22 protein-coding genes and 1 other annotated feature are annotated in these 19,486 nt (G+C 43.3%); of the genes, 20 read left to right on the forward strand and 2 right to left on the reverse strand.

The window, feature by feature from the left end:
- Positions 1–26 precede the first annotated feature (26 nt).
- From IGJ42_RS05355 to IGJ42_RS05370, 4 genes are all read left to right on the forward strand, one after another.
- Positions 27–236 (forward strand): YqgQ family protein, encoded by a 210-nt coding sequence (locus IGJ42_RS05355; protein ID WP_005229394.1) that lies wholly within the window; start codon positions 27–29, stop codon positions 234–236.
- A complete protein-coding gene (locus tag IGJ42_RS05360; RefSeq protein WP_008381084.1) occupies positions 236–1,207 on the forward strand; it encodes an ROK family glucokinase in 972 nt (323 codons plus the stop codon). Before IGJ42_RS05355 ends, IGJ42_RS05360 begins: the two co-directional genes overlap by 1 nt.
- 82 nt (positions 1,208–1,289) lie before the next feature.
- Complete coding sequence (locus IGJ42_RS05365; protein ID WP_016613157.1) at positions 1,290–1,691, forward strand: rhodanese-like domain-containing protein; 402 nt, start codon at positions 1,290–1,292, stop codon at positions 1,689–1,691.
- Between the two features lie 151 nt (positions 1,692–1,842).
- Positions 1,843–2,199, forward strand: a complete 357-nt coding sequence (locus IGJ42_RS05370) for a DUF488 domain-containing protein (protein WP_016613158.1) — start codon at positions 1,843–1,845, stop codon at positions 2,197–2,199.
- A gap of 56 nt (positions 2,200–2,255) precedes the next feature.
- Here the strand turns inward: IGJ42_RS05370 and IGJ42_RS05375 are convergent, their stop codons facing one another.
- Positions 2,256–2,423 (reverse strand): DUF3042 family protein, encoded by a 168-nt coding sequence (locus tag IGJ42_RS05375; RefSeq protein WP_017144401.1) that lies wholly within the window; start codon positions 2,421–2,423, stop codon positions 2,256–2,258.
- Between the two features lie 150 nt (positions 2,424–2,573).
- Here IGJ42_RS05375 and IGJ42_RS05380 point away from each other — a divergent pair, with 150 nt between their 5' ends.
- The 10 genes from IGJ42_RS05380 (at position 2,574) to argS (ending at position 13,509) form a co-directional block, all read left to right on the forward strand.
- Positions 2,574–3,731 (forward strand): galactokinase, encoded by a 1,158-nt coding sequence (locus IGJ42_RS05380; protein ID WP_008381089.1) that lies wholly within the window; start codon positions 2,574–2,576, stop codon positions 3,729–3,731.
- 41 nt (positions 3,732–3,772) lie between these two features.
- Positions 3,773–4,771: a UDP-glucose 4-epimerase GalE gene (galE, locus tag IGJ42_RS05385; protein ID WP_081118772.1), complete on the forward strand. Its 999-nt coding sequence runs from the start codon at positions 3,773–3,775 to the stop codon at positions 4,769–4,771.
- A gap of 3 nt (positions 4,772–4,774) precedes the next feature.
- Positions 4,775–6,259 (forward strand): UDP-glucose--hexose-1-phosphate uridylyltransferase, encoded by a 1,485-nt coding sequence (gene galT / locus IGJ42_RS05390; RefSeq protein WP_086332202.1) that lies wholly within the window; start codon positions 4,775–4,777, stop codon positions 6,257–6,259.
- A 32-nt stretch (positions 6,260–6,291) separates the two neighbouring features.
- Entirely contained in the window at positions 6,292–7,272 is a 981-nt protein-coding gene (locus tag IGJ42_RS05395; protein ID WP_086332203.1) for a LacI family DNA-binding transcriptional regulator, read from the forward strand.
- A 264-nt stretch (positions 7,273–7,536) separates the two neighbouring features.
- On the forward strand, positions 7,537–8,262 hold the full coding sequence (gene tsaB, locus IGJ42_RS05400; protein WP_005237009.1) for a tRNA (adenosine(37)-N6)-threonylcarbamoyltransferase complex dimerization subunit type 1 TsaB: 726 nt from the start codon (positions 7,537–7,539) through the stop codon (positions 8,260–8,262).
- A complete protein-coding gene (rimI, locus tag IGJ42_RS05405) occupies positions 8,246–8,788 on the forward strand; it encodes a ribosomal protein S18-alanine N-acetyltransferase (RefSeq protein ID WP_008381099.1) in 543 nt (180 codons plus the stop codon). Before tsaB ends, rimI (IGJ42_RS05405) begins: the two co-directional genes overlap by 17 nt.
- Positions 8,781–9,254 (forward strand): ribosomal protein S18-alanine N-acetyltransferase, encoded by a 474-nt coding sequence (gene rimI, locus IGJ42_RS05410; RefSeq protein WP_086332204.1) that lies wholly within the window; start codon positions 8,781–8,783, stop codon positions 9,252–9,254. Before rimI (IGJ42_RS05405) ends, rimI (IGJ42_RS05410) begins: the two co-directional genes overlap by 8 nt.
- Entirely contained in the window at positions 9,247–10,266 is a 1,020-nt protein-coding gene (gene tsaD / locus IGJ42_RS05415; RefSeq protein ID WP_016621244.1) for a tRNA (adenosine(37)-N6)-threonylcarbamoyltransferase complex transferase subunit TsaD, read from the forward strand. The genes rimI (IGJ42_RS05410) and tsaD overlap by 8 nt, the downstream gene beginning before the upstream one ends.
- A 136-nt stretch (positions 10,267–10,402) precedes the next feature.
- Positions 10,403–11,416, forward strand: coding sequence for an ornithine carbamoyltransferase (gene argF, locus IGJ42_RS05420; protein ID WP_086332205.1), 1,014 nt, complete (start codon positions 10,403–10,405; stop codon positions 11,414–11,416).
- Between the two features lie 80 nt (positions 11,417–11,496).
- Positions 11,497–11,690 (forward strand) — a binding site (T-box leader).
- Between the two features lie 127 nt (positions 11,691–11,817).
- Positions 11,818–13,509 carry an arginine--tRNA ligase gene (argS, locus tag IGJ42_RS05425; RefSeq protein ID WP_005237000.1) on the forward strand — a complete coding sequence of 564 codons (1,692 nt, stop codon included), beginning with the start codon at positions 11,818–11,820 and terminating at the stop codon, positions 13,507–13,509.
- Between the two features lie 85 nt (positions 13,510–13,594).
- Here argS and IGJ42_RS05430 read toward each other — a convergent pair whose 3' ends face one another.
- Positions 13,595–14,065 carry an arginine repressor gene (locus IGJ42_RS05430; protein ID WP_005236999.1) on the reverse strand — a complete coding sequence of 157 codons (471 nt, stop codon included), beginning with the start codon at positions 14,063–14,065 and terminating at the stop codon, positions 13,595–13,597.
- Between the two features lie 300 nt (positions 14,066–14,365).
- Here IGJ42_RS05430 and rpsB point away from each other — a divergent pair, with 300 nt between their 5' ends.
- The 6 genes from rpsB (at position 14,366) to IGJ42_RS05460 (ending at position 19,370) form a co-directional block, all read left to right on the forward strand.
- A complete protein-coding gene (gene rpsB / locus IGJ42_RS05435) occupies positions 14,366–15,154 on the forward strand; it encodes a 30S ribosomal protein S2 (RefSeq protein ID WP_005229426.1) in 789 nt (262 codons plus the stop codon).
- A 110-nt stretch (positions 15,155–15,264) separates the two neighbouring features.
- Positions 15,265–16,146 (forward strand): translation elongation factor Ts, encoded by an 882-nt coding sequence (tsf, locus tag IGJ42_RS05440; protein ID WP_005229432.1) that lies wholly within the window; start codon positions 15,265–15,267, stop codon positions 16,144–16,146.
- A 147-nt stretch (positions 16,147–16,293) separates the two neighbouring features.
- A complete protein-coding gene (gene pyrH / locus IGJ42_RS05445) occupies positions 16,294–17,016 on the forward strand; it encodes a UMP kinase (RefSeq protein ID WP_005229433.1) in 723 nt (240 codons plus the stop codon).
- Between the two features lies 1 nt (position 17,017).
- A complete protein-coding gene (gene frr, locus IGJ42_RS05450; protein WP_005229434.1) occupies positions 17,018–17,575 on the forward strand; it encodes a ribosome recycling factor in 558 nt (185 codons plus the stop codon).
- A 191-nt stretch (positions 17,576–17,766) separates the two neighbouring features.
- Positions 17,767–18,567: an isoprenyl transferase gene (locus tag IGJ42_RS05455; RefSeq protein ID WP_086332206.1), complete on the forward strand. Its 801-nt coding sequence runs from the start codon at positions 17,767–17,769 to the stop codon at positions 18,565–18,567.
- The gene (locus IGJ42_RS05460; RefSeq protein WP_005236992.1) at positions 18,564–19,370 is read left to right on the forward strand and encodes a phosphatidate cytidylyltransferase; all 807 of its coding nucleotides are present in this window, start codon (positions 18,564–18,566) and stop codon (positions 19,368–19,370) included. Before IGJ42_RS05455 ends, IGJ42_RS05460 begins: the two co-directional genes overlap by 4 nt.
- The last annotated feature ends 116 nt before the right edge of the window (positions 19,371–19,486 follow it).

A 19,486-nucleotide genomic window follows, 5' to 3' on the forward strand; every position in this document is an offset into this window, starting at 1 on the left:
TTGTATAATAAGCAGGAAGTGGTTAAATGGAAACGTTATATGACGTACAACAATTACTGAAACAATTTGGTGTTTACGTATATGTCGGCAAGCGGATCTACGATATAGAACTGATGCAAATCGAGTTGAAAAACTTTTATGACAGTCGCTTGATAGATCGGGATGTATATCTGACTGCCCGGCGAATTCTTACGCGGGAGCATCGAATTGAAGAAAGCCGGGAGGAAAACAAGTGATGGACAAAAAAATCATCGGAATTGATTTAGGCGGAACAACGGTGAAATTCGCTATTTTAACGAGCGAAGGCGAGATTCAGCAAAAATGGAGTATTGACACCAATATTCTTGATGAAGGCTCACATATCGTGCCAGAAATCGTGGCATCGATCAATCATCGCCTAGAATTATATGGCTTACAGCCGGAAGCATTTATCGGTATTGGTATGGGGACACCAGGAAGTGTCGACCGTGACAAAGGAACCGTCATAGGTGCCTACAATCTGAACTGGAAAACACTTCAGCCAGTCAAAGAACTGATTGAAAAAGGCACAAAAATCCCATTTGCCATCGATAACGATGCCAATGTAGCAGCTTTAGGTGAGCGTTGGAAAGGGGCAGGGGATAACAATCCTGATGTCATCTTTATCACACTAGGTACAGGTGTTGGCGGCGGTATCATCATGGAAGGGCAATTGCTTCATGGGGTTGCTGGTTGTGCCGGAGAAATCGGTCATATCACTGTTGATCCTGAAGGGTTCGAATGTACTTGCGGCAAACGTGGTTGTTTAGAAACGGTTTCTAGTGCGACGGGTGTTGTGCGAGTTGCTCGACAGTTGGCAGAAGAATATGCTGGCGACTCGGCATTGAAACAACAGCTGGACAATGGGGAAGATGTTTCAAGTAAAGATATTTTTGAAGCGGCTCAAGCAAACGATTCATTTGGCTTGATGGTCGTTGATAAAGTGTGCTTCTACCTTGGGTTGGCATGCGGAAACCTAGGAAACACATTAAATCCATCAAGTATCGTTTTAGGTGGAGGCGTATCGGCAGCCGGTGAATTTTTACGTGAACGGGTTGCTGCCTACTTTGCTCAATTTACCTTCCCACAGGTAACGGAAAGTACTGAAATCAAATTGGCCGAACTTGGGAATGATGCCGGTGTGATTGGGGCAGCATCATTAGCTTTGCAGTTTGCAGCAAAAGCATAGATGACAAGCTGCTAGGCAAGGATAGATTAAAGCAGCATAAATCAAAAAAGAATGTTTGTTACAATAGAGAGGAATAGAAGAAATGACACCAATTATGTGGCTAAACTTGGTTTTGGCATTAATAATCTTAGCAATCGCTTTGAACTGGGCGTATTTTCAAATTATGGGACGCCGTTCAGCAACGATCATCTCAGAAGATGAATTTAAAGCAGGAATGAAGAAAGCCCAAGTGATCGACGTTCGGGAAAAAAATGAATTTGACAGTGGGCATATTTTAGGGGCGCGTAATATTCCCTTTACTGTTTTAACCAATTCCTTCAGCGCATTTCGTAAAGATCAACCGATCTACTTATATGACACGCGTAAATCGTTGAGTATTCGCGCAGCAAATAAATTACGAAAAGAAGGCTTTACCAATGTCTATATCCTAAAAGAAGGTTATGAAGGCTGGAGTGGCAAGACGAAAAAGAAAAATAGTTTATAAAAGAGAGAACTTAAGGCAAAAGAACACAAGCAAATTTGAATGAGCGACGAAACACCAAACGGAGTGTTTCAAGTAAGTCATTGTTCAATTTACATTGTGGACTTTTGCCTTTATTTATAGAACTTAGGTCTATCGATAAGGAGAGTGTGCGTTGATCAAGCGAAAAAGAATTTATGAAGTGGCGGAAACGACAGATGGCTATCGGGTATTGGTGGATCGCATCTGGCCTAGAGGAATGAAAAAGGAGGCAGCCCAGATCGATCTATGGCTCAAAGCAGTCGCACCAAGTACTGAATTGCGCAAATGGTTTGGGCATGATCCTGAACGTTTTGATGCGTTTAAAGGCCGCTATCTACAAGAATTAGAGAAAGCGCCAGCTAAAGATGCCTTGGCACGGTTAAAAGCGTTGGTTGCTGAACAACAGACCGTGACCTTACTTTACGGAGCGAAAAATGAAGAACAAAATCAAGCCGTGATTTTGCAGGACTTACTGGAGAAGGCAGAATGATTACCTAAAAGAGCCGCCAGCCTATTGAAGGCTGACGGCTCTTTTGTAGCAAATGATTAGCGGGCAACGCTTTTACGCATCGCGCGTTTCCGTTTTTCATCATGATCTGCTTGTTGTTCGTCAATTGGATCAATCACTTGTTTCTTGACCGTCATAACAACACTTGCAGCTGCAGCAACCGTTGCGACTGTTCCTACTAAAAATCCTGAAAGAAATCGTTTCATCATTAAACACCTCGCCTTTAGTTATAGGTTCATTATGAATGAAAACGGAAAAAATATCAAAAAAAATCACTTTTGGGATTGAAAACGCTTGAAATAATTTAGTAAATAATTTACAATAAGTTTACTAAAAAGAAAGTGGGAGTGAGAAAAATGGAGCAATTGCAACAGATATTTATTGATAAATTTGGAACAGCAGGCACAGGCATGTATTTTGCGCCAGGGAGAATCAACTTGATCGGTGAACACACAGATTACAATGGCGGTTATGTTTTCCCGGCGGCAATCACATTAGGCACGTATGCAGTAGCACGAAAACGTGAAGACCAGTTGATCCAACTCTATTCAGAGAATTTTCCAGAAAAAGGCGTGATCTCCTTTCAGTTAGATGAACTAGATTACCGAAAAGAAGATGATTGGACAAACTATCCGAAAGGGGTCGTTCGTTTCCTAAAAGAAGCGGGGCAAGGGATCGATCGTGGCTTTGACATCGCTTTTTATGGCAACATTCCGAATGGCGCAGGTCTTTCTTCTTCTGCATCGATTGAATTGCTGACGGGGGTTTGTCTAAAAGATCTCTTTGATTTAACTTTGAAGACCTTGGACTTAGTTAAAATCGGCAAAAAAGTCGAAAATGAGTTTATTGGCGTTAACTCAGGGATCATGGATCAATTTGCGATCGGAATGGGTCAAAAAGACCATGCATTGCTTTTAGATACGAACACTTTAAATTATGAAGTCGTACCAGCGGCATTTGGTGATTATGTCGTAGCGATCATGAATACCAATAAGCGCCGCGAATTGGCTGATTCTAAATACAATGAACGACGTGCAGAATGTGAAGAAGCATTAGCTCGTTTGCAAAAATCATTAGCCGTTGATTCATTGGGTGCATTAGACGAAGCAACCTTTTTTGCAAATACAGCATTGATCGATGATCCACGCTTGATCAAACGGGCGAAACATGCAGTGACGGAAAACCAACGGACATTAAAAGCAAAAGCCGCTTTGACTGCTGGTGATCTTGAAGAATTCGGCCAGTTGTTAAATGCTTCGCATGCTTCATTGCGGGATGATTATGAAGTGACAGGGCGTGAACTAGATACATTAGTCGCAGCTGCTCAAGCGCATCCTGCTGTTTTAGGTGCGCGGATGACTGGTGCGGGCTTTGGCGGCTGCGGGATCGCATTGGTCAAAGCAAGTGAATGGGCTGATTTTGAAGCGTCCGTCAAAGCAACCTATTTAGCAGAAATCGGCTACGCAACCGACATTTATCAAGCAAGTATTGATGATGGTGCACGAAAACTGTAGAATAAGAAATGATGAAGGAATTTAGAAAGAAGGCTGAAAATATGGCGATTTTAGTATTAGGAGGAGCCGGCTATATCGGTTCTCATGCAGTCGATCAATTGATCGGACAAGGAAAACAAGTCGTTGTCGTTGACAATTTGCTGACAGGACATCGCCAAGCGATCCATCCAGCAGCAACCTTTTATGAAGGGGATATTCGCGACAAAGCATTTTTACAATCGGTTTTTGAAAAAGAAACGATCGATGGCGTGATTCACTTTGCTGCTAGCTCTTTGGTGGGTGAATCCGTAGAAAAACCATTGAAATATTTCAACAATAATGTGTATGGGATGCAGGTCCTCTTAGAAGTGATGAAGGAACATCAAGTGAAACATATTGTCTTTTCTTCTACAGCAGCAACCTATGGGGAACCTGATCATAGTCCAATCACGGAAGAAACCCCAACAAATCCTAAAAATCCTTATGGCGAAAGCAAGTTGATCATGGAAAAAATGATGCGTTGGTGCGATGAAGCCTATGGTATGAAGTATGTCGCATTGCGTTATTTCAATGTGGCTGGCGCGAAGTCGGATGCTTCGATCGGTGAAGACCATGATCCAGAAACACACTTAGTACCGATCATCTTACAAGCTGCTTTAGGACAACGAAAAGAAGTCGCGATTTTTGGGGAGGATTACGATACTCCAGATGGGACTTGTGTTCGTGATTATGTCCATGTCGAAGATCTGATCGCTGCTCACCTGTTGGCATTAGAATATTTACAAAAAGGCAATGAGAGCAATGTCTTCAATTTAGGCAGCAATCATGGGTACTCTGTGAAAGAAATGGTGGAAGCGGCCCGCAATGTAACGAAAAAAGAGATCCCAGCCAGAGTGGCGCCTCGCCGTGCCGGTGATCCAAGTACCTTAGTGGCATCGAGTGAAAAAGCACGAAAGGTTTTAGGCTGGAAACCAGTCTATACCGACGTCGAAGCAATCATCGAGACTGCTTGGAATTGGCATGTCAGCCATCCAAATGGGTATCAAGGGCAGGAGGAATAACCAATGACGATCAGCCAAACAATCAGCGATTTCGTCACTTTAGCAATCAAGGCTGGCGGCTGGATGGAAATGGATCGTATTTATTTGCAAAACCGAGTACTAGCTATGATCGGGGAAGCTGTTTTTGAGCCCAGCGAAATTCGTTCTGTTGCTCGTTCCTCGATTGAAATGATGGACGAACTGGTGGCATGTGCATTGAGCAATCAGCAAATTGGCGATTCTCACGCAGAAAGAGAAATCTTTGAAGCCCAGTTGATGGACTTTTTGACGCCACCACCTTCAGTAGTCAATGCTTTTTTTGCGCAACATTATGCCAATGATCCTAAAGAAGCGACGGATTATTTCTTTGAGCTGTGCCGTCAAAATGATTACATCAAGACTCGGGCCATCGCTAAAAATATCGTCTTTCCTGTTGATACGGAGTATGGGGAGATCGAGATCACGATCAATTTATCAAAACCTGAAAAAGATCCGAAGCAAATTGCCCAAGAAGGTACCGCTGCTTCTGTAGATTATCCGAAATGTATGTTGTGTTTGGAAAATGAAGGCTACCAAGGAAGGGTCAATTACCCAGCGCGGACCAATCATCGGATCATTCGTATGAATTTGGATAATGAAGCGTGGGGCTTCCAATATTCTCCTTACGCCTATTACAATGAGCATTCGATTTTTCTTTCTTTAGACCATCGGCCTATGAAAATCAATTTGCAAACCTTCGCTCGCTTGTTGCAGATCATTGAAGTGATGCCGCATTATTTTGTCGGGTCCAATGCCGATCTGCCGATCGTTGGGGGTTCGATCTTGTCCCATGACCATTACCAAGGAGGGCGGCATACGTTTGCCATGGCAAAAGCGCCAATCGAACAACACTTTTCTTTGACTGGGTTTCCTGATGTAGCTGCGGGGATCGTGAAGTGGCCAATGTCGGTGATACGATTACAAGCGAAAAACAAACAAAAATTAGCCGCCGCTTGCCAATATGTGTTAGCCCAATGGCAACAGTACTCAGATCCAAGTGTTTCGATACTTGCTTTTTCAGAAGATGGGACGGCTCATCATACAGTGACACCGATCGCCCGCAAGCAAGGAGAGCTGTTTGAAATGGACTTAGTCTTGCGGGATAATAATGTTTCCAAAGAACATCCTGACGGCATTTTTCATCCACATCAAGAAGTGCAGCATATCAAAAAAGAAAATATCGGATTGATTGAAGTCATGGGTTTGGCAGTTCTCCCACCGCGTTTAGCTCCGGAACTAGAAGAAGTGACTGCTTATCTATTGGATCAGCCCAATCAGATCGCGGCTTACCATATACCGTGGGCAGATGCGATCAAAGCCCAGCACCCAGAATGCAATGCCGAAAACGTGTCGCAGATTTTGCGCAATGCATTAGGAGAAGTCTTTACACAAGTATTGACGCATGCAGGCGTCTTTAAACGAGACCAGACAGGGCAAGCGGCCTTTGCTCGCTTTATAGCTACTTTATAAAAAAGTTCCCCGCAAAAAAAGGAGGCTGGAAGATGGCAACGATTAAAGATATTGCACAACAGGCTGGCGTCTCGCCAGCCACTGTATCACGGGTGCTGAATTACGATTCAGAATTATCGGTCAGTTCTGAAACCAAAGAGAAAATTTTTAAAGCCGCAGAAGCACTCAATTACACAAAACATAAAAAAAAGAGTCAGCCAGAAACCAGTAGTATGCGCTTGATCCAATGGTTTGATACCGAGGAAGAATTAGCGGATCTTTACTATTTAGCGATCCGTATCGGGATTGAAAACAAAACCGAAGAATTAGGGATCCGTTTGCTGAAAGAACCCTATGAAGGATTGTCTGATACCGCCGTCGATGGAACGATCGCGCTAGGGAAATTCGATGATCACCAGATTCGTCAATTGAAAAAAAGCCAATCCAATTTGTTGATGGTCGATTTTGACGCATTGGCCCAGGGCGTCAATTCTCTGGTGGTGGACTTTCAACAAGCGGTCGATTTAGTGATCGATGACTTTATTGCAAAAGGCCACCAAAGGATCGGCTTGTTATCAGGCGTTGAGTTTACCAAGGACCATCACCAAGAAATCGATGACCCTCGGCGCCGGATTTTTGAGGAACGGCTTCGTCGGTTGAAGTTGCACCACCCGCAATATCATCTCAGCGCACCGTTTACAGTAGAGGGCGGTTATGAGGCGATGAAAGAGTATTTGCAGCAAAACAAAGAGTTGCCAAGTGCCTTATTTGCTTCCAGTGATGCCTTAGCGATTGGCGCTATGCGTGCTTTGCAAGAAAAAAACATCAAGATTCCAGATAAGATCGCAATTATCGGCTTCAATGATGTCAGTGTCGCAAAGTACGTCTTTCCGACTCTGTCAACCATCAAAGTTCATACGGAATGGCTGGGGGAGCTGGCAGTGACGACCTTGCTGGATATCATTACGAATGCAGCACCCGTTCCTCGAAAAGTTACGATCGCAACGGAGCTGATTACGCGCCAATCTTCTTAGCAACCAGTTGAATCATCGGAGGATACCGTTACACACGTCAACTGAGTTTTAATGAAATAACAAAAAAATGAATATCGCCTTACCCGAACCTTTAAACAGCCCCGCTGGTTTGCAACTGCAGCCGTGCTTGCTTTTTTCAAAGGTTCGGGTATTGTTGTCCTATTGCTTTTTTTCTAAACGCAGGCATCTTTTTGGAGACTTGGTTGGGCATTTGATTAGAATATGGTAGAATATGAGAGAGTTTTTTGAATGGGGAGAAGATAGATGAAAACATTAGCGATTGATACCTCAAACCAGACACTGGCGGTTGCGGTGGTCGATGGTCAAGAAGTGTTGGGACAAAGCCAGACGATGGCGATCAAAAACCACAGCACAGCATTGATGCCTGCCATTGATGGATTGATGCAGGCGGTGGGGATGGCCCCTAAAGAGCTGGAGCAAATCGTTGTTGCGAAAGGTCCTGGCTCGTATACGGGTTTGCGCATCGGTGTCACAACAGCAAAAACGCTGGCACAAACATTGAACATCCCGCTGATTGGTGTTTCTAGTTTGAAAGCAGTCGCTGCCAATTGCGTGGGCGTATCGCAAGTGATCGTCCCGTTGTTTGACGCTCGCCGTCAAAATGTCTACGCAGGTGCCTACCAATGGCATAATGGTACCTTAGAAACAAGGATCAAAGACCAGCATATCTCACTGTCTGAGTTATTGACCCAGCTAAAAGCAGTTGATGGTCAAGAAGTGCTATTTGTCGGCGCCGATACCGTCAAATTTAAAGACATGATCGAGGCGGAACTGCCGACAGCCCATATCAATCAAGTGTCGTTTTGGAATTACCCGAATGGCGTTGTTTTAGCTGCTATTGCGAAAGAAGAAGCGCCGGTGGCTTCGATCCATGATTTTGTACCGGACTATTTAAAATTAGTTGAAGCCGAAGAAAAATGGTTAGCCTCGCATGAACCGGGAGTGGATGCCTATGTTGAAAAAATTTAAAACGATGACGGGAAAGTTGGCTCTTTTCCGTCAGATTCAATATCCAGAGCGTAAAAAAGAGATACGAGGGGAAACGTATGTTGTTCGTGAATTAGTCGGTGATGACATTAAAGAGCTGCTGCAGGTGGAGCGTCTCGTGTATGCTGGGGAACTGCCTTGGACCAAGAGCGCCTTTTTGTCAGAACTTTATTCACGGGTCAAACATCTTTATTTGGGCATCTTGCATAATGAACGGATGATTGGGTTTATCGGGGTGCGGATTTTAGGCGCTGATGCCCATATCACTAATATCGCGATCATTCCTGATTATCAAGGAAAAGGGATCGGTTCTTTCTTGATAGGAGAGATGGAACGTTATGCAAGGAAAAACAAATGCGACCGTTTGACATTAGAAGTTCGCCTGGGCAATCGTGATGCGCAACGTTTGTATCGGACCCTCGGGTTTGTTTCACAGGCGATCAAAACGGCGTATTACACTGAAGGCAATGAAGACGCATTGGATATGGTGAAATTTTTAAATGACTAACGAACAAGCAGAACAAACGATCCCGACACCGCAAATGCTCTGGTCATTGGCGGATCAGAGCTATCCCTTTGGCTCGCCTTGGAATCTGCAGCAATTTCAGCAAGATTTGCAAAACAGCAACAGTCGCTATTTGTTTCGTTATGGAAAAACCAAGCAAGAGCTGATTGGGTTTCTCTGTTTTCAGCAAGTGCTGGATGAAGCAGAGCTGTTTAATGTAGCGGTTTTACCAGCATATCAAGGGCATGGTTTGGCGAAAGAATTGTTGAAACAAATGGAATCGCTCGTGGAACAAACCGATGGTCGGCGGATCTATCTTGAAGTACGTGTGTCGAATTTACAAGCACAGGCCCTTTATTTGCGCATGGGCTATACGGTCATCGGTCGTAGAAAAAAATATTACAGTCATCCTGAAGAGGATGCGTTGATTATGGAAAAGAAAGTAGGCGGAAAAAAATCAAATGAATGAATTGATTTTAGCCATTGAAAGCAGTTGTGATGAAACCAGTGTGGCAGTGATTAAAAACGGCGACACCATTTTAAGTAACATTGTTGCTTCGCAGATCAAGAGCCACCAGCGCTTCGGCGGTGTCGTACCAGAAGTCGCTAGTCGTCACCATGTCGAACAGATTACTTTGTGCATCGACGAAGCATTGACCCAAGCCAACACACAACCAGAAGAATTATCAGCCGTGGCTGTCACCTATGGTCCAGGGTTGGTTGGGGCACTGTTGATTGGGCTTTCTGCAGCGAAAGCCTTTGCGTGGGCCCACAGCTTACCGCTGATTCCGGTCAATCACATGGCAGGACATATTTATGCAGCTCGCCTAGTGAAGCCATTGGTTTTTCCTTTAATGGCATTATTGGTCAGCGGCGGCCACACCGAATTGGTGTATATGGCAGAAGATGGCTCTTTTGAGATCATCGGAGAAACGAGAGATGATGCCGCTGGTGAAGCCTATGACAAAGTCGGTCGAGTTCTCGGTTTGCCTTATCCTAGTGGGAAAGAAATTGATCGCCTTGCACATCTAGGTAGTGATACGTATCACTTTCCTCGAGCAATGATGCAAGAAGATAATTTTGATTTTAGTTTCAGTGGCTTGAAGAGTTCCTTTATCAACTTTGTGCATAATGCACAGCAAAGAGAGGAAGCATTGTCAGTAGAAAATCTAGCAGCCAGTTTTCAAGCCAGCGTAGTCGAAGTATTGGTTCACAAAACAGTGCGGGCATGCCAAGCCTATCCGGTAAAACAACTGATCGTCGCTGGCGGGGTCGCCGCGAATCAAGGCTTGCGTGACGCTTTACAAAAAGCAATGCAGGAATTGCCGGAGGTAGAACTGTTGATTCCACCGTTGCGCCTTTGCGGAGATAATGCGGCCATGATTGGTGCCTATGCCCATGTTGCGTTGAAAAAGCAGCACCTAGCAGACCTTTCATTGAATGCTGATCCAAGTGTCAGCTTTGCCCATAGGATTTCTTAAGATGATTGCACCTAAGATCCGTTCTTAGGTGTTTTTTTTGTTTCATTTATGAGCAAACAGAAGATATAGTTGTATTATATTTCATTATTTGATATTCTGATGTATATTTATTAATTATTTGAGAGGCGGGTATGCAATGACATCAGTTTTTAAAGGACGCAGTTTTTTAGCAGAGAAAGATTTCACAAAAGAAGAACTGCAATATTTAATTGATTTTTCCCAGCACTTAAAAGGGATGAAAGCCAACAATCAACCACATCGCTACTTAGAAGGAAAAAATATTGCACTTTTGTTTGAAAAGAATTCGACACGGACACGAGCAGCCTTTACGGTTGCAGCGGTGGATCTGGGGGCACATCCGGAATTTTTAGGGGCCAATGATATTCAGTTGGGGTCTAAAGAATCCATTGAAGATACCGCCAAAGTATTCGGCCGCATGTTTGACGGGATCGAGTTTCGCGGCTTTAGCCAACAGGTTGTCGAAGATCTGGCCAACTATTCAGGCGTGCCTGTTTGGAATGGCTTAACGGATGACTGGCATCCAACACAAATGATCGCTGACTTTTTAACCATTCAAGAAAACTTCGGTGAACTGACTGGCTTGACCATCGCATACTGCGGGGATGGGCGCAACAATGTCGCCAATTCTTTGTTAGTGACGAGTGCGATTTTAGGGGTCAATATTCATGTCGTCACCCCGAAGGCCTTGCAGCCAGAAGCAAACATTATCGAACAAGCACAAGCCTATGCTCAGCACTCTGGCACAAAGATCCTGGTGACGGATGACGTGGATCAAGGTGTTTTAGGCGCTGATGTCGTGTATACCGATGTTTGGGTTTCAATGGGCGAAGAAGAAAAATTTGAAGAGCGGATCGAACAGCTGCTGCCTTATCAAGTAAACCAATCGTTGATGGAAAAAACGCAAAATGACCAAGTGATTTTTATGCACTGTTTACCGGCTTTTCATGATGAACAAACTATTTATGGCAAAAAAGCAGCGCAGGCGTATGGGATTTCTGAGATGGAAGTCACTGACGAGGTCTTTCGTAGCAAGTATGCTCGTCAATTTGATCAAGCCGAAAATCGTTTGCACTCAATCAAAGCGATCATGGCAGTGACTGCCGGGGATCTATTTATTCCTAAAGTATAAAAATAAAATTTTTGAAAAATGCCAGAATCTCGCTAGCCAAACAAACATTTCTTTGCTATACTTTCTGGGAAGTAAATAGCCTTGATTTGATGAAACAAGAGAAGTAGCGATTCGAGTATCAGTTAGCGAGTTCGGGGTGGTGGAAGCCGAATTGATCAGATTGTGAAACGCACTTGTGAGAATTTGCTAAGCAAACGGAATTCTGCCGTTATCAGAAAAAAGTGGGTCCGAAAAGGACAATCAGAGTGGTACCGCGGGAAATCTCGTCTCTAGTGCAAGTTATGCGCTAGAGGCTTTTTTGTTTTTATCAATCATTTCTTGCATGAAAAACATACAACTGTTTGCTTGCTTCAAACAACGTTTCATCAAAAAATGGGTTCAGTCATTATAGGAGGGATACTATGAATAACAAAGAAATCGTCGCACAAGCGATCCATCAAGTAGTAAAAGAAGATCTATCGATCGAACAAGTTCAGCAATTACTGGAAAATCCAAAGTCAGCCGACCATGGGGATGTGGCATTCCCAGCCTTCTCGCTAGCAAAAGTCTATCGGAAAGCGCCGCAGCAAATTGCCGCAGACTTAGCAGAAAAAATCGATCAAGCGTCTTTTGAAAAAATTGAAGTGGTCGGTCCGTATTTAAACTTCTTTATGGATAAAAAAGCAATCTCTGCCCATGTCTTAGAGCTGGTTCTCAAAGAAAAAAATCATTTTGGCGATCAAACCATCGGCAATCAGCAAGCAGTACCGATCGATATGTCTTCACCAAATATTGCCAAACCCATCTCAATGGGGCATTTGCGTTCCACTGTGATTGGTAACTCGATCGGCTTTATTTTAGAAAAAATCGGTTATCAGCCAATTCGCATCAACCATTTAGGCGACTGGGGCACACAATTTGGGAAATTGATCGTTGCCTATAAGAAGTGGGGGTCAGAAGAAGCGGTCAAAGCGGAACCAATCAACGAACTATTACGTTTGTATGTTGATTTTCATGAAGCAGCCGAGACAGATAAGCAATTAGAAGATGATGCGAGAGCTTGGTTCAAGAAACTAGAAGATGGTGACCAAGAAGCAATGGATTTGTGGCAATGGTTCCGTGATGAATCATTAAAAGAATTCAATAAAATCTATGATATGTTGGAAGTTTCCTTTGATTCATTGAATGGCGAAGCTTTCTATAATGATAAAATGACAGAAGTCGTGGAATTATTAGAAGAAAAACACTTGCTAAAAGAAGACCAAGGGGCAGAAATCGTTGATTTGGCTGCCTATGACTTAAATCCGGCATTGATCCGTAAGTCCGATGGTGCGACCCTTTACATCACACGGGATATGGCTGCAGCGCTTTACCGCAAACGGACCTACAATTTTGCAAAATCATTGTACGTGGTAGGGAATGAACAAAGTTATCACTTCAAACAATTAAAAGCTGTTTTGAAGGAAATGGGCTTTGAGTGGGCAGATGATATGACCCACGTACCATTTGGGTTGATCACCAAAGATGGGAAAAAACTGTCTACAAGAAAAGGCAAGATTGTTCTTTTGGAAGAAGTATTGAATGAAGCGATCGATTCAGCGAAAGAACAAATCACTGAAAAGAACCCAACACTTGAAAACAAAGAAGAAGTAGCAAAACAAGTCGGTGTCGGGGCAGTCGTTTTCCACGATTTGAAAAATGACCGTTTGAATAATTTCGACTTTACGCTAGAAGAAGTCGTCCGTTTTGAAGGAGAGACCGGACCATACGTGCAATACTCTCATGCCCGTGCCATGAGCATTCTTGAAAAAGCCAACTTTGATCCCGCTGCTGTCAGCAGTCTGGCGTTGGCAGACGCTGAGAGCTGGGAAGTTATCAAATTGATTCAGCGCTACCCAGAAACGGTCATGCAAGCGGCGGAAAAATATGAACCATCCGTCATTGCCAAACATGCCATCAAGTTGGCACAAGCCTTTAACAAGTATTATGCCAATGTCAAAATCTTAGCCGAAGATACGGAAAAAGACGCACGTCTAGCTCTTGTTTATGCAGTAACTACTCTATTGAAAGAAGATTTACGGTTGCTTGGTTTACACGCACCCGACAAAATGTAACAAAAAAAGCTGTGCTTCTTGTTTCGACAAGGGCACAGCTTTTTTGTAGTGAAGAATGCAGCTAGATCCTATAGCTGTTTTTGCGCTATAAGACCGCGTGGTTTCTGATAAATTGATAAAAAGTTTCAGCGTCTTCGTCGCTGCGGGAAATCACCGCTACTGTATCAAAGCCCGCCAACGAGCAAACTTTTTCTGGCATGGTCACTTCATCGATCGCTGCCGAAAGCAAAGGCGCATTGTCCGCAACGGTATGGATCAAGGTCATGAATTGCACACGATCTACTTTAGTGACAACGTCTTCGATCATCTGTATCAACCGCTGCTCTTCTTCTTTTTCATCCTCAGAAGCTTGCATTCCTTGAAAAATGACAAACTTTGTCTGACCTGACTCATCGGGCACTTTCACGATTTTCAAATCACGAATATCGCGAGAAATAGTCGCTTGCGTGGCGGAGACGCCTTGGACTTCCAATTGCTGCAATAATTCTTCTTGCGTGCGTACAGTATGTTCAGTAATGATTTGTCTAATAAGTAAATGGCGATCAGCTTTTCGCATAGGTAAACTCCTTTAAGCATGATTGATTAAGTCAGCCTTATCATAGCAGATAACGCCGAAAAAACCTAGATATTATAAGAAAAGATTTAGAGTGTTAAAAAAAGCTGGATCGTGAATCGTAGTTTTTCATTTGAATCAGTTGCATTTCTTTTTTAGCTACTGTATACTGTTTAAGGCGTGAGTTTTTCACGTCAATCCCACATCTTGTTCCATCTGCGAAGCGGTGCTGATCGATTCAGTTCTTCAAGGAGTAAAAGAGCAAGAGAGGAAAACAAAAAACCAAATTGGAGGAAACACAACATGGCAGTAATCTCAATGAAACAATTACTTGAAGCCGGCGTACACTTTGGTCACCAAACTCGTCGCTGGAACCCAAAAATGAAGAAATATATCTTCACAGAAAGAAACGGCATCTACATCATTGATTTGCAAAAAACAGTGAAATTAGTAGACGCAGCTTACGACTACATGAAAAATGTTGCTGAAGAAGGCGGCGTTGCATTGTTCGTAGGTACTAAAAAACAAGCACAAGAAGCAATCAAAGAAGAAGCAATCCGTTCAGGTCAATACTATGTTAACCATCGTTGGTTAGGTGGAACATTGACAAACTGGGAAACAATCCAAAAACGTGTTGCTCGTTTGAAACAAATCAACAAAATGGAAGAAGATGGTACATTTGCTGTTCTTCCTAAAAAAGAAGTCGTTGGCTTGAACAAAGAGCGCGAACGTCTTGAAAAATTCTTAGGCGGTATCGCTGATATGCCAAGAATTCCAGATGTAATGTACGTTGTTGACCCACGTAAAGAACGAATCGCGATCCAAGAAGCACGCAAATTAAATATCCCGATCGTAGCGATGGTCGATACAAACTGTGATCCAGACGAAATCGATGTTGTTATCCCATCAAATGATGACGCTATTCGTGCCGTTAAATTGATCACTGCGAAAATGGCAGATGCTTTCATCGAAGGTAACCAAGGCGAAGACCAAGTAGCAGAAGAAGATTTTGCTGCTGAATCAACAGAAAACGCAACTTCAATCGAAGAAATCGTTGATGTTGTCGAAGGCGACAACGCATCAGCTGAATAATAAATGATGGAGCTGTTTCAAAGGCTAGGCGCCAAGCCTCACTCTCCTTTGAAACAGCTTTTTTTAAAGACAAGCAATCTTGTTTAAAAACATTTAGGAGGAAACAAAAAATGGCAGAAGTAACAGCTAAATTAGTAAAAGAATTACGCGATATGACTGGTGTAGGAATGATGGACGCAAAACGTGCATTAGTTGAAGTAGAAGGCGACATCGAAAAAGCCGTTGACTTATTACGTGAAAAAGGTATGGCAAAAGCTGCGAAGAAAAACGACCGTATTGCTGCTGAAGGTTTAGCATCTGTAGCAATCAACGGCAACACAGCAGCAATCGTTGAAGTGAACTCAGAAACTGACTTCGTTTCTAAAAACGAAATGTTCCAAGACTTAGTAAAAGAAATCGCTGAAGTAATCGCAGCGAACAAACCAGCTGATATGGATGCTGCTTTAAAATTAGAAACCTCTAAAGGCACAATGGATGCTGCGTTGATCGAAGCAACACAAGTAATCGGAGAAAAAATCAGCTTCCGTCGTTTTGAAGTTGTTGAAAAAGATGACAATGCTGCTTTCGGCGGTTACCTACACATGGGCGGACGTATTGCGGTATTGACTGTTCTTGAAGGAACAACTGACGAATCAGTTGCGAAAGATGTTGCAATGCACGTTGCAGCGATCAACCCTCGCTACGTGAACGAAGCACAAATCTCTCAAGAAGAATTGGATCATGAAAAACAAGTCTTGACAGAACAAGCATTGAACGAAGGCAAACCAGCGAACATCGTTGAAAAAATGGTTGAAGGACGCTTGAAGAAATTTAAAGCAGAAATCGCTTTGGTTGACCAACCATTCGTTAAAGACCCAGATATGACAGTTGAAAAATATGTTGCATCAAAAGGCGCAACTGTGAAATCTTTTGTCCGCTTTGAAGTCGGCGAAGGTATCGAAAAACGCGAAGACAACTTCGTTGAAGAAGTAATGAGCCAAGTGAAAAAATAATTCTGTTCCTCGAACAGATGGGAACGCATGGAAGTGCGCTCCCTTTTTTTAAGCAAAAACGGTTTTTGAAGAAATAGTGTAGATAATTTTCAACGAAAGAGCACCAATATGCTACAATAGTATTGGAGAATGTACGGAGGAATCATGATGGGCAAACCAAAATATCAACGTGTTGTATTAAAATTAAGTGGTGAAGCATTAGCGGGTGACGAAGGCTTTGGGATCAAACCACCGACCATCCAGGAGATCGTTAAAGAGATCAAGGAAGTCCACGAATTAGGTGTACAGATGGCGATCGTGGTCGGCGGCGGAAACATTTGGCGTGGACAAATCGGTGCGCAAATGGGGATGGAAAGAGCCCAAGCTGATTACATGGGCATGCTAGCGACTGTGATGAATGCTTTAGCATTACAAGATACACTAGAAAACGCTGGTGTACCAACGCGTGTCCAAACTTCAATCGAGATGCGTCAAATCGCTGAGCCTTATATTCGTCGTAGAGCAGAACGCCACTTAGAAAAAGGACGGGTCGTCATTTTTGCTGGCGGAACCGGGAATCCTTATTTCTCAACTGATACGACCGCAGCCTTACGGGCAGCTGAAATCAACGCCGATGTCATTTTGATGGCAAAAAACAATGTTGATGGCGTCTACTCAGCAGATCCTAAAACGGATCAAAGTGCTGTGAAATTTGAAGAATTGACTCATTTAGAAGTCATTTCCAAAGGATTGCAAGTAATGGATTCAACCGCAAGTTCATTAAGTATGGACAACGATATTCCATTAGTCGTATTCAACTTGAATGAGCATGGAAACATTCGCCGCGCCATTTTAGGTGAACATATTGGAACGACAGTAAGGGGGAAATAACATGGCTGACAAAATTTTAACAGAAGCAAAAGACAAAATGAAAAAAGCAGCAGAAAACTTGCAGCGGGAATTAGGACAAATCCGTGCTGGCCGCGCGAACGCGAGCATCTTAGACCGCGTAATGGTTACTTACTATGGTGTACCAACACCCTTGAACCAAATGGCTTCAATTACGATTCCAGAAGCAAGAATTTTGATGATCACACCTTTTGACAAAACAATGATCCAAGAAGTAGAAAAAGCTATCATGCAAAGTGATATTGGTATCACACCTGCCAATGATGGAACGGTCATTCGTTTGGTGATTCCTCAATTAACGGAAGAACGCCGTAAAGAATTAGCGAAAGACGTGAAAAAAGAAGCTGAAAATGCGAAAATCGCCGTCCGTAACATTCGTCGGGATGCCATGGAAGCTTACAAGAAACAAGAAAAAGCTGGCGATATCACAGAAGATGATTTGCGGGAATCTGAAAAAGAAGTGCAGACTGCTACAGATAACAGCATCAAAGAAATCGATGCCATCGCAGCTGAAAAAGAACAAGAATTACTTGAAGTTTAAAAGGAATGACGAAGAGTCGCTTCAGCGGCTCTTTTTTTATGGGCGAAACTATCTCATGTACTTGAATATGACAGCTGTTTTTTTGTTTTTTCTTAATATAGAAATCTTTTCTTGGTTTTCATAGGCAAGAAATCTGATTATTGTTATAATGTAAAAGATGAATTTCAAGAATTGGAAGAGGAGCGAATACGATGCTGCGTTTTTTTCCACAAAAAGACAAATATATCAAAGAAGCGGCTGAACATGAATTTGATCCATCACTGCCGATTCCCCAACACATCGCGATCATTATGGATGGTAACGGCAGATGGGCGCAAAATCGGCGCTTGCCAAGAGTAGCTGGCCACAAAGAAGGCATGGAGACGGTAAAGAAAATCACGAAACACGCTTCACACTTAGGTGTGAAGGTATTGACGCTTTATGCATTTTCGACAGAGAATTGGAAAAGGCCGAACGAGGAAGTAGACTTTTTGATGCAACTACCAGTCGACTTTTTCGACACCTTTGTTCCTGAGCTGATCAAAGAAAATGTTCAAGTCAAAGTGATGGGGTTCACGGATTCTTTACCCGCGCACACGCAAGAAGCGGTCAAGCGAGCGATCGACCAAACCAAAGATAACACCGGGATGATCTTGAATTTTGCTTTAAATTACGGCAGCCGCGCAGAAATTTTGACAGCTGTCCAAGCGCTTTATGAAGAACTCTCGGCTTCCGGCGAAGCCCTACCAGAGCTCACGGAAGACATGCTGGGGACGCATTTGATGACTGGTTTTTTACCAAGCCCTTTGCGGGATCCTGAATTGGTGATTCGAACGAGTGGTGAGGAACGTGTCAGTAATTTCTTGTTATGGCAGATTGCATACAGCGAGTTATTCTTTACGAAGGCGCTCTGGCCTGATTTCGATGCTGCTTTACTAGAAGATGCGATCGGGAGCTTTCAACAACGAAACCGGCGTTTTGGCGGTTTGAAAACAGAGGAGGAAGAAGAGTGAGACAACGTGTAATCACTGCGGTCGTCGCATTAGCCTTTTTCCTGCCAATTATTTATGTTGGCGGCATTGCCGTCGAATTGCTGGCAGCAGCAATGGCAGGAATTGGTGTTTATGAATTATTTCGGATGAAAGGACTAGCTATTTTCAGTTTTGAAGGAATTCTTTCAATCCTCGGAGCGGTGATCTTAGTTTTGCCTCAAGAACGCTGGTTTTTCTTTTTGCCAGAGGGGACAGATAAAAGTGCCTTGTACTATCTGATCGTTCTTTTGTTACTAGGGATCGCGGTTATTTCGAAAAATACGTATACCATCGATGAAGCTGGGTTTCCGGTGATCGTTAGCTTATATACTGGTGTCGGGTTTGAACGTTTCTTGACGGCACGGTCAGCAACGGATGGATTAGTTGTTTTAGTTTTCGGGCTGTTTATCGTGTGGGCAACGGATATTGGGGCTTACATGGTGGGACGGCGTTACGGCCAACGAAAATTATGGCCGGAGATTTCTCCTAATAAAACCATCGAAGGGGCCCTAGGCGGGATTGCTGCTGCGGTGGTCGTAGCTGGTTTGTATCTATTAGCATTTCCTGGGAAAGATTATTTTGGACACGGTAGTGCCATCATGATTTTATTGACGGTCCTCTTTTCGATCGCTGGGCAATTTGGTGATTTAGTGGAATCCGCGATCAAACGTCACTATGGCGTGAAGGATTCAGGGAATATCCTGCCAGGTCACGGAGGAATCTTAGATCGCTTCGATAGCATGTTGTTTGTGTTTCCAATCATGTATTTATTCGGTGTCTTTTAGAAAAGTTTTAAGAAGTGCAGGCTTGGCTTGCGCTTCTTTTTTTAAATTCTTGTTACAACGGGAATGTGAGTTCCTCAACGGGAACCGGTGTGATAAAATAAGGAAAGGCTGCCCTG

Source organism: Enterococcus sp. DIV1067f, from assembly GCF_050543505.1.
GTDB classification, from domain to species: domain Bacteria; phylum Bacillota; class Bacilli; order Lactobacillales; family Enterococcaceae; genus Enterococcus_D; species Enterococcus_D entomosocium.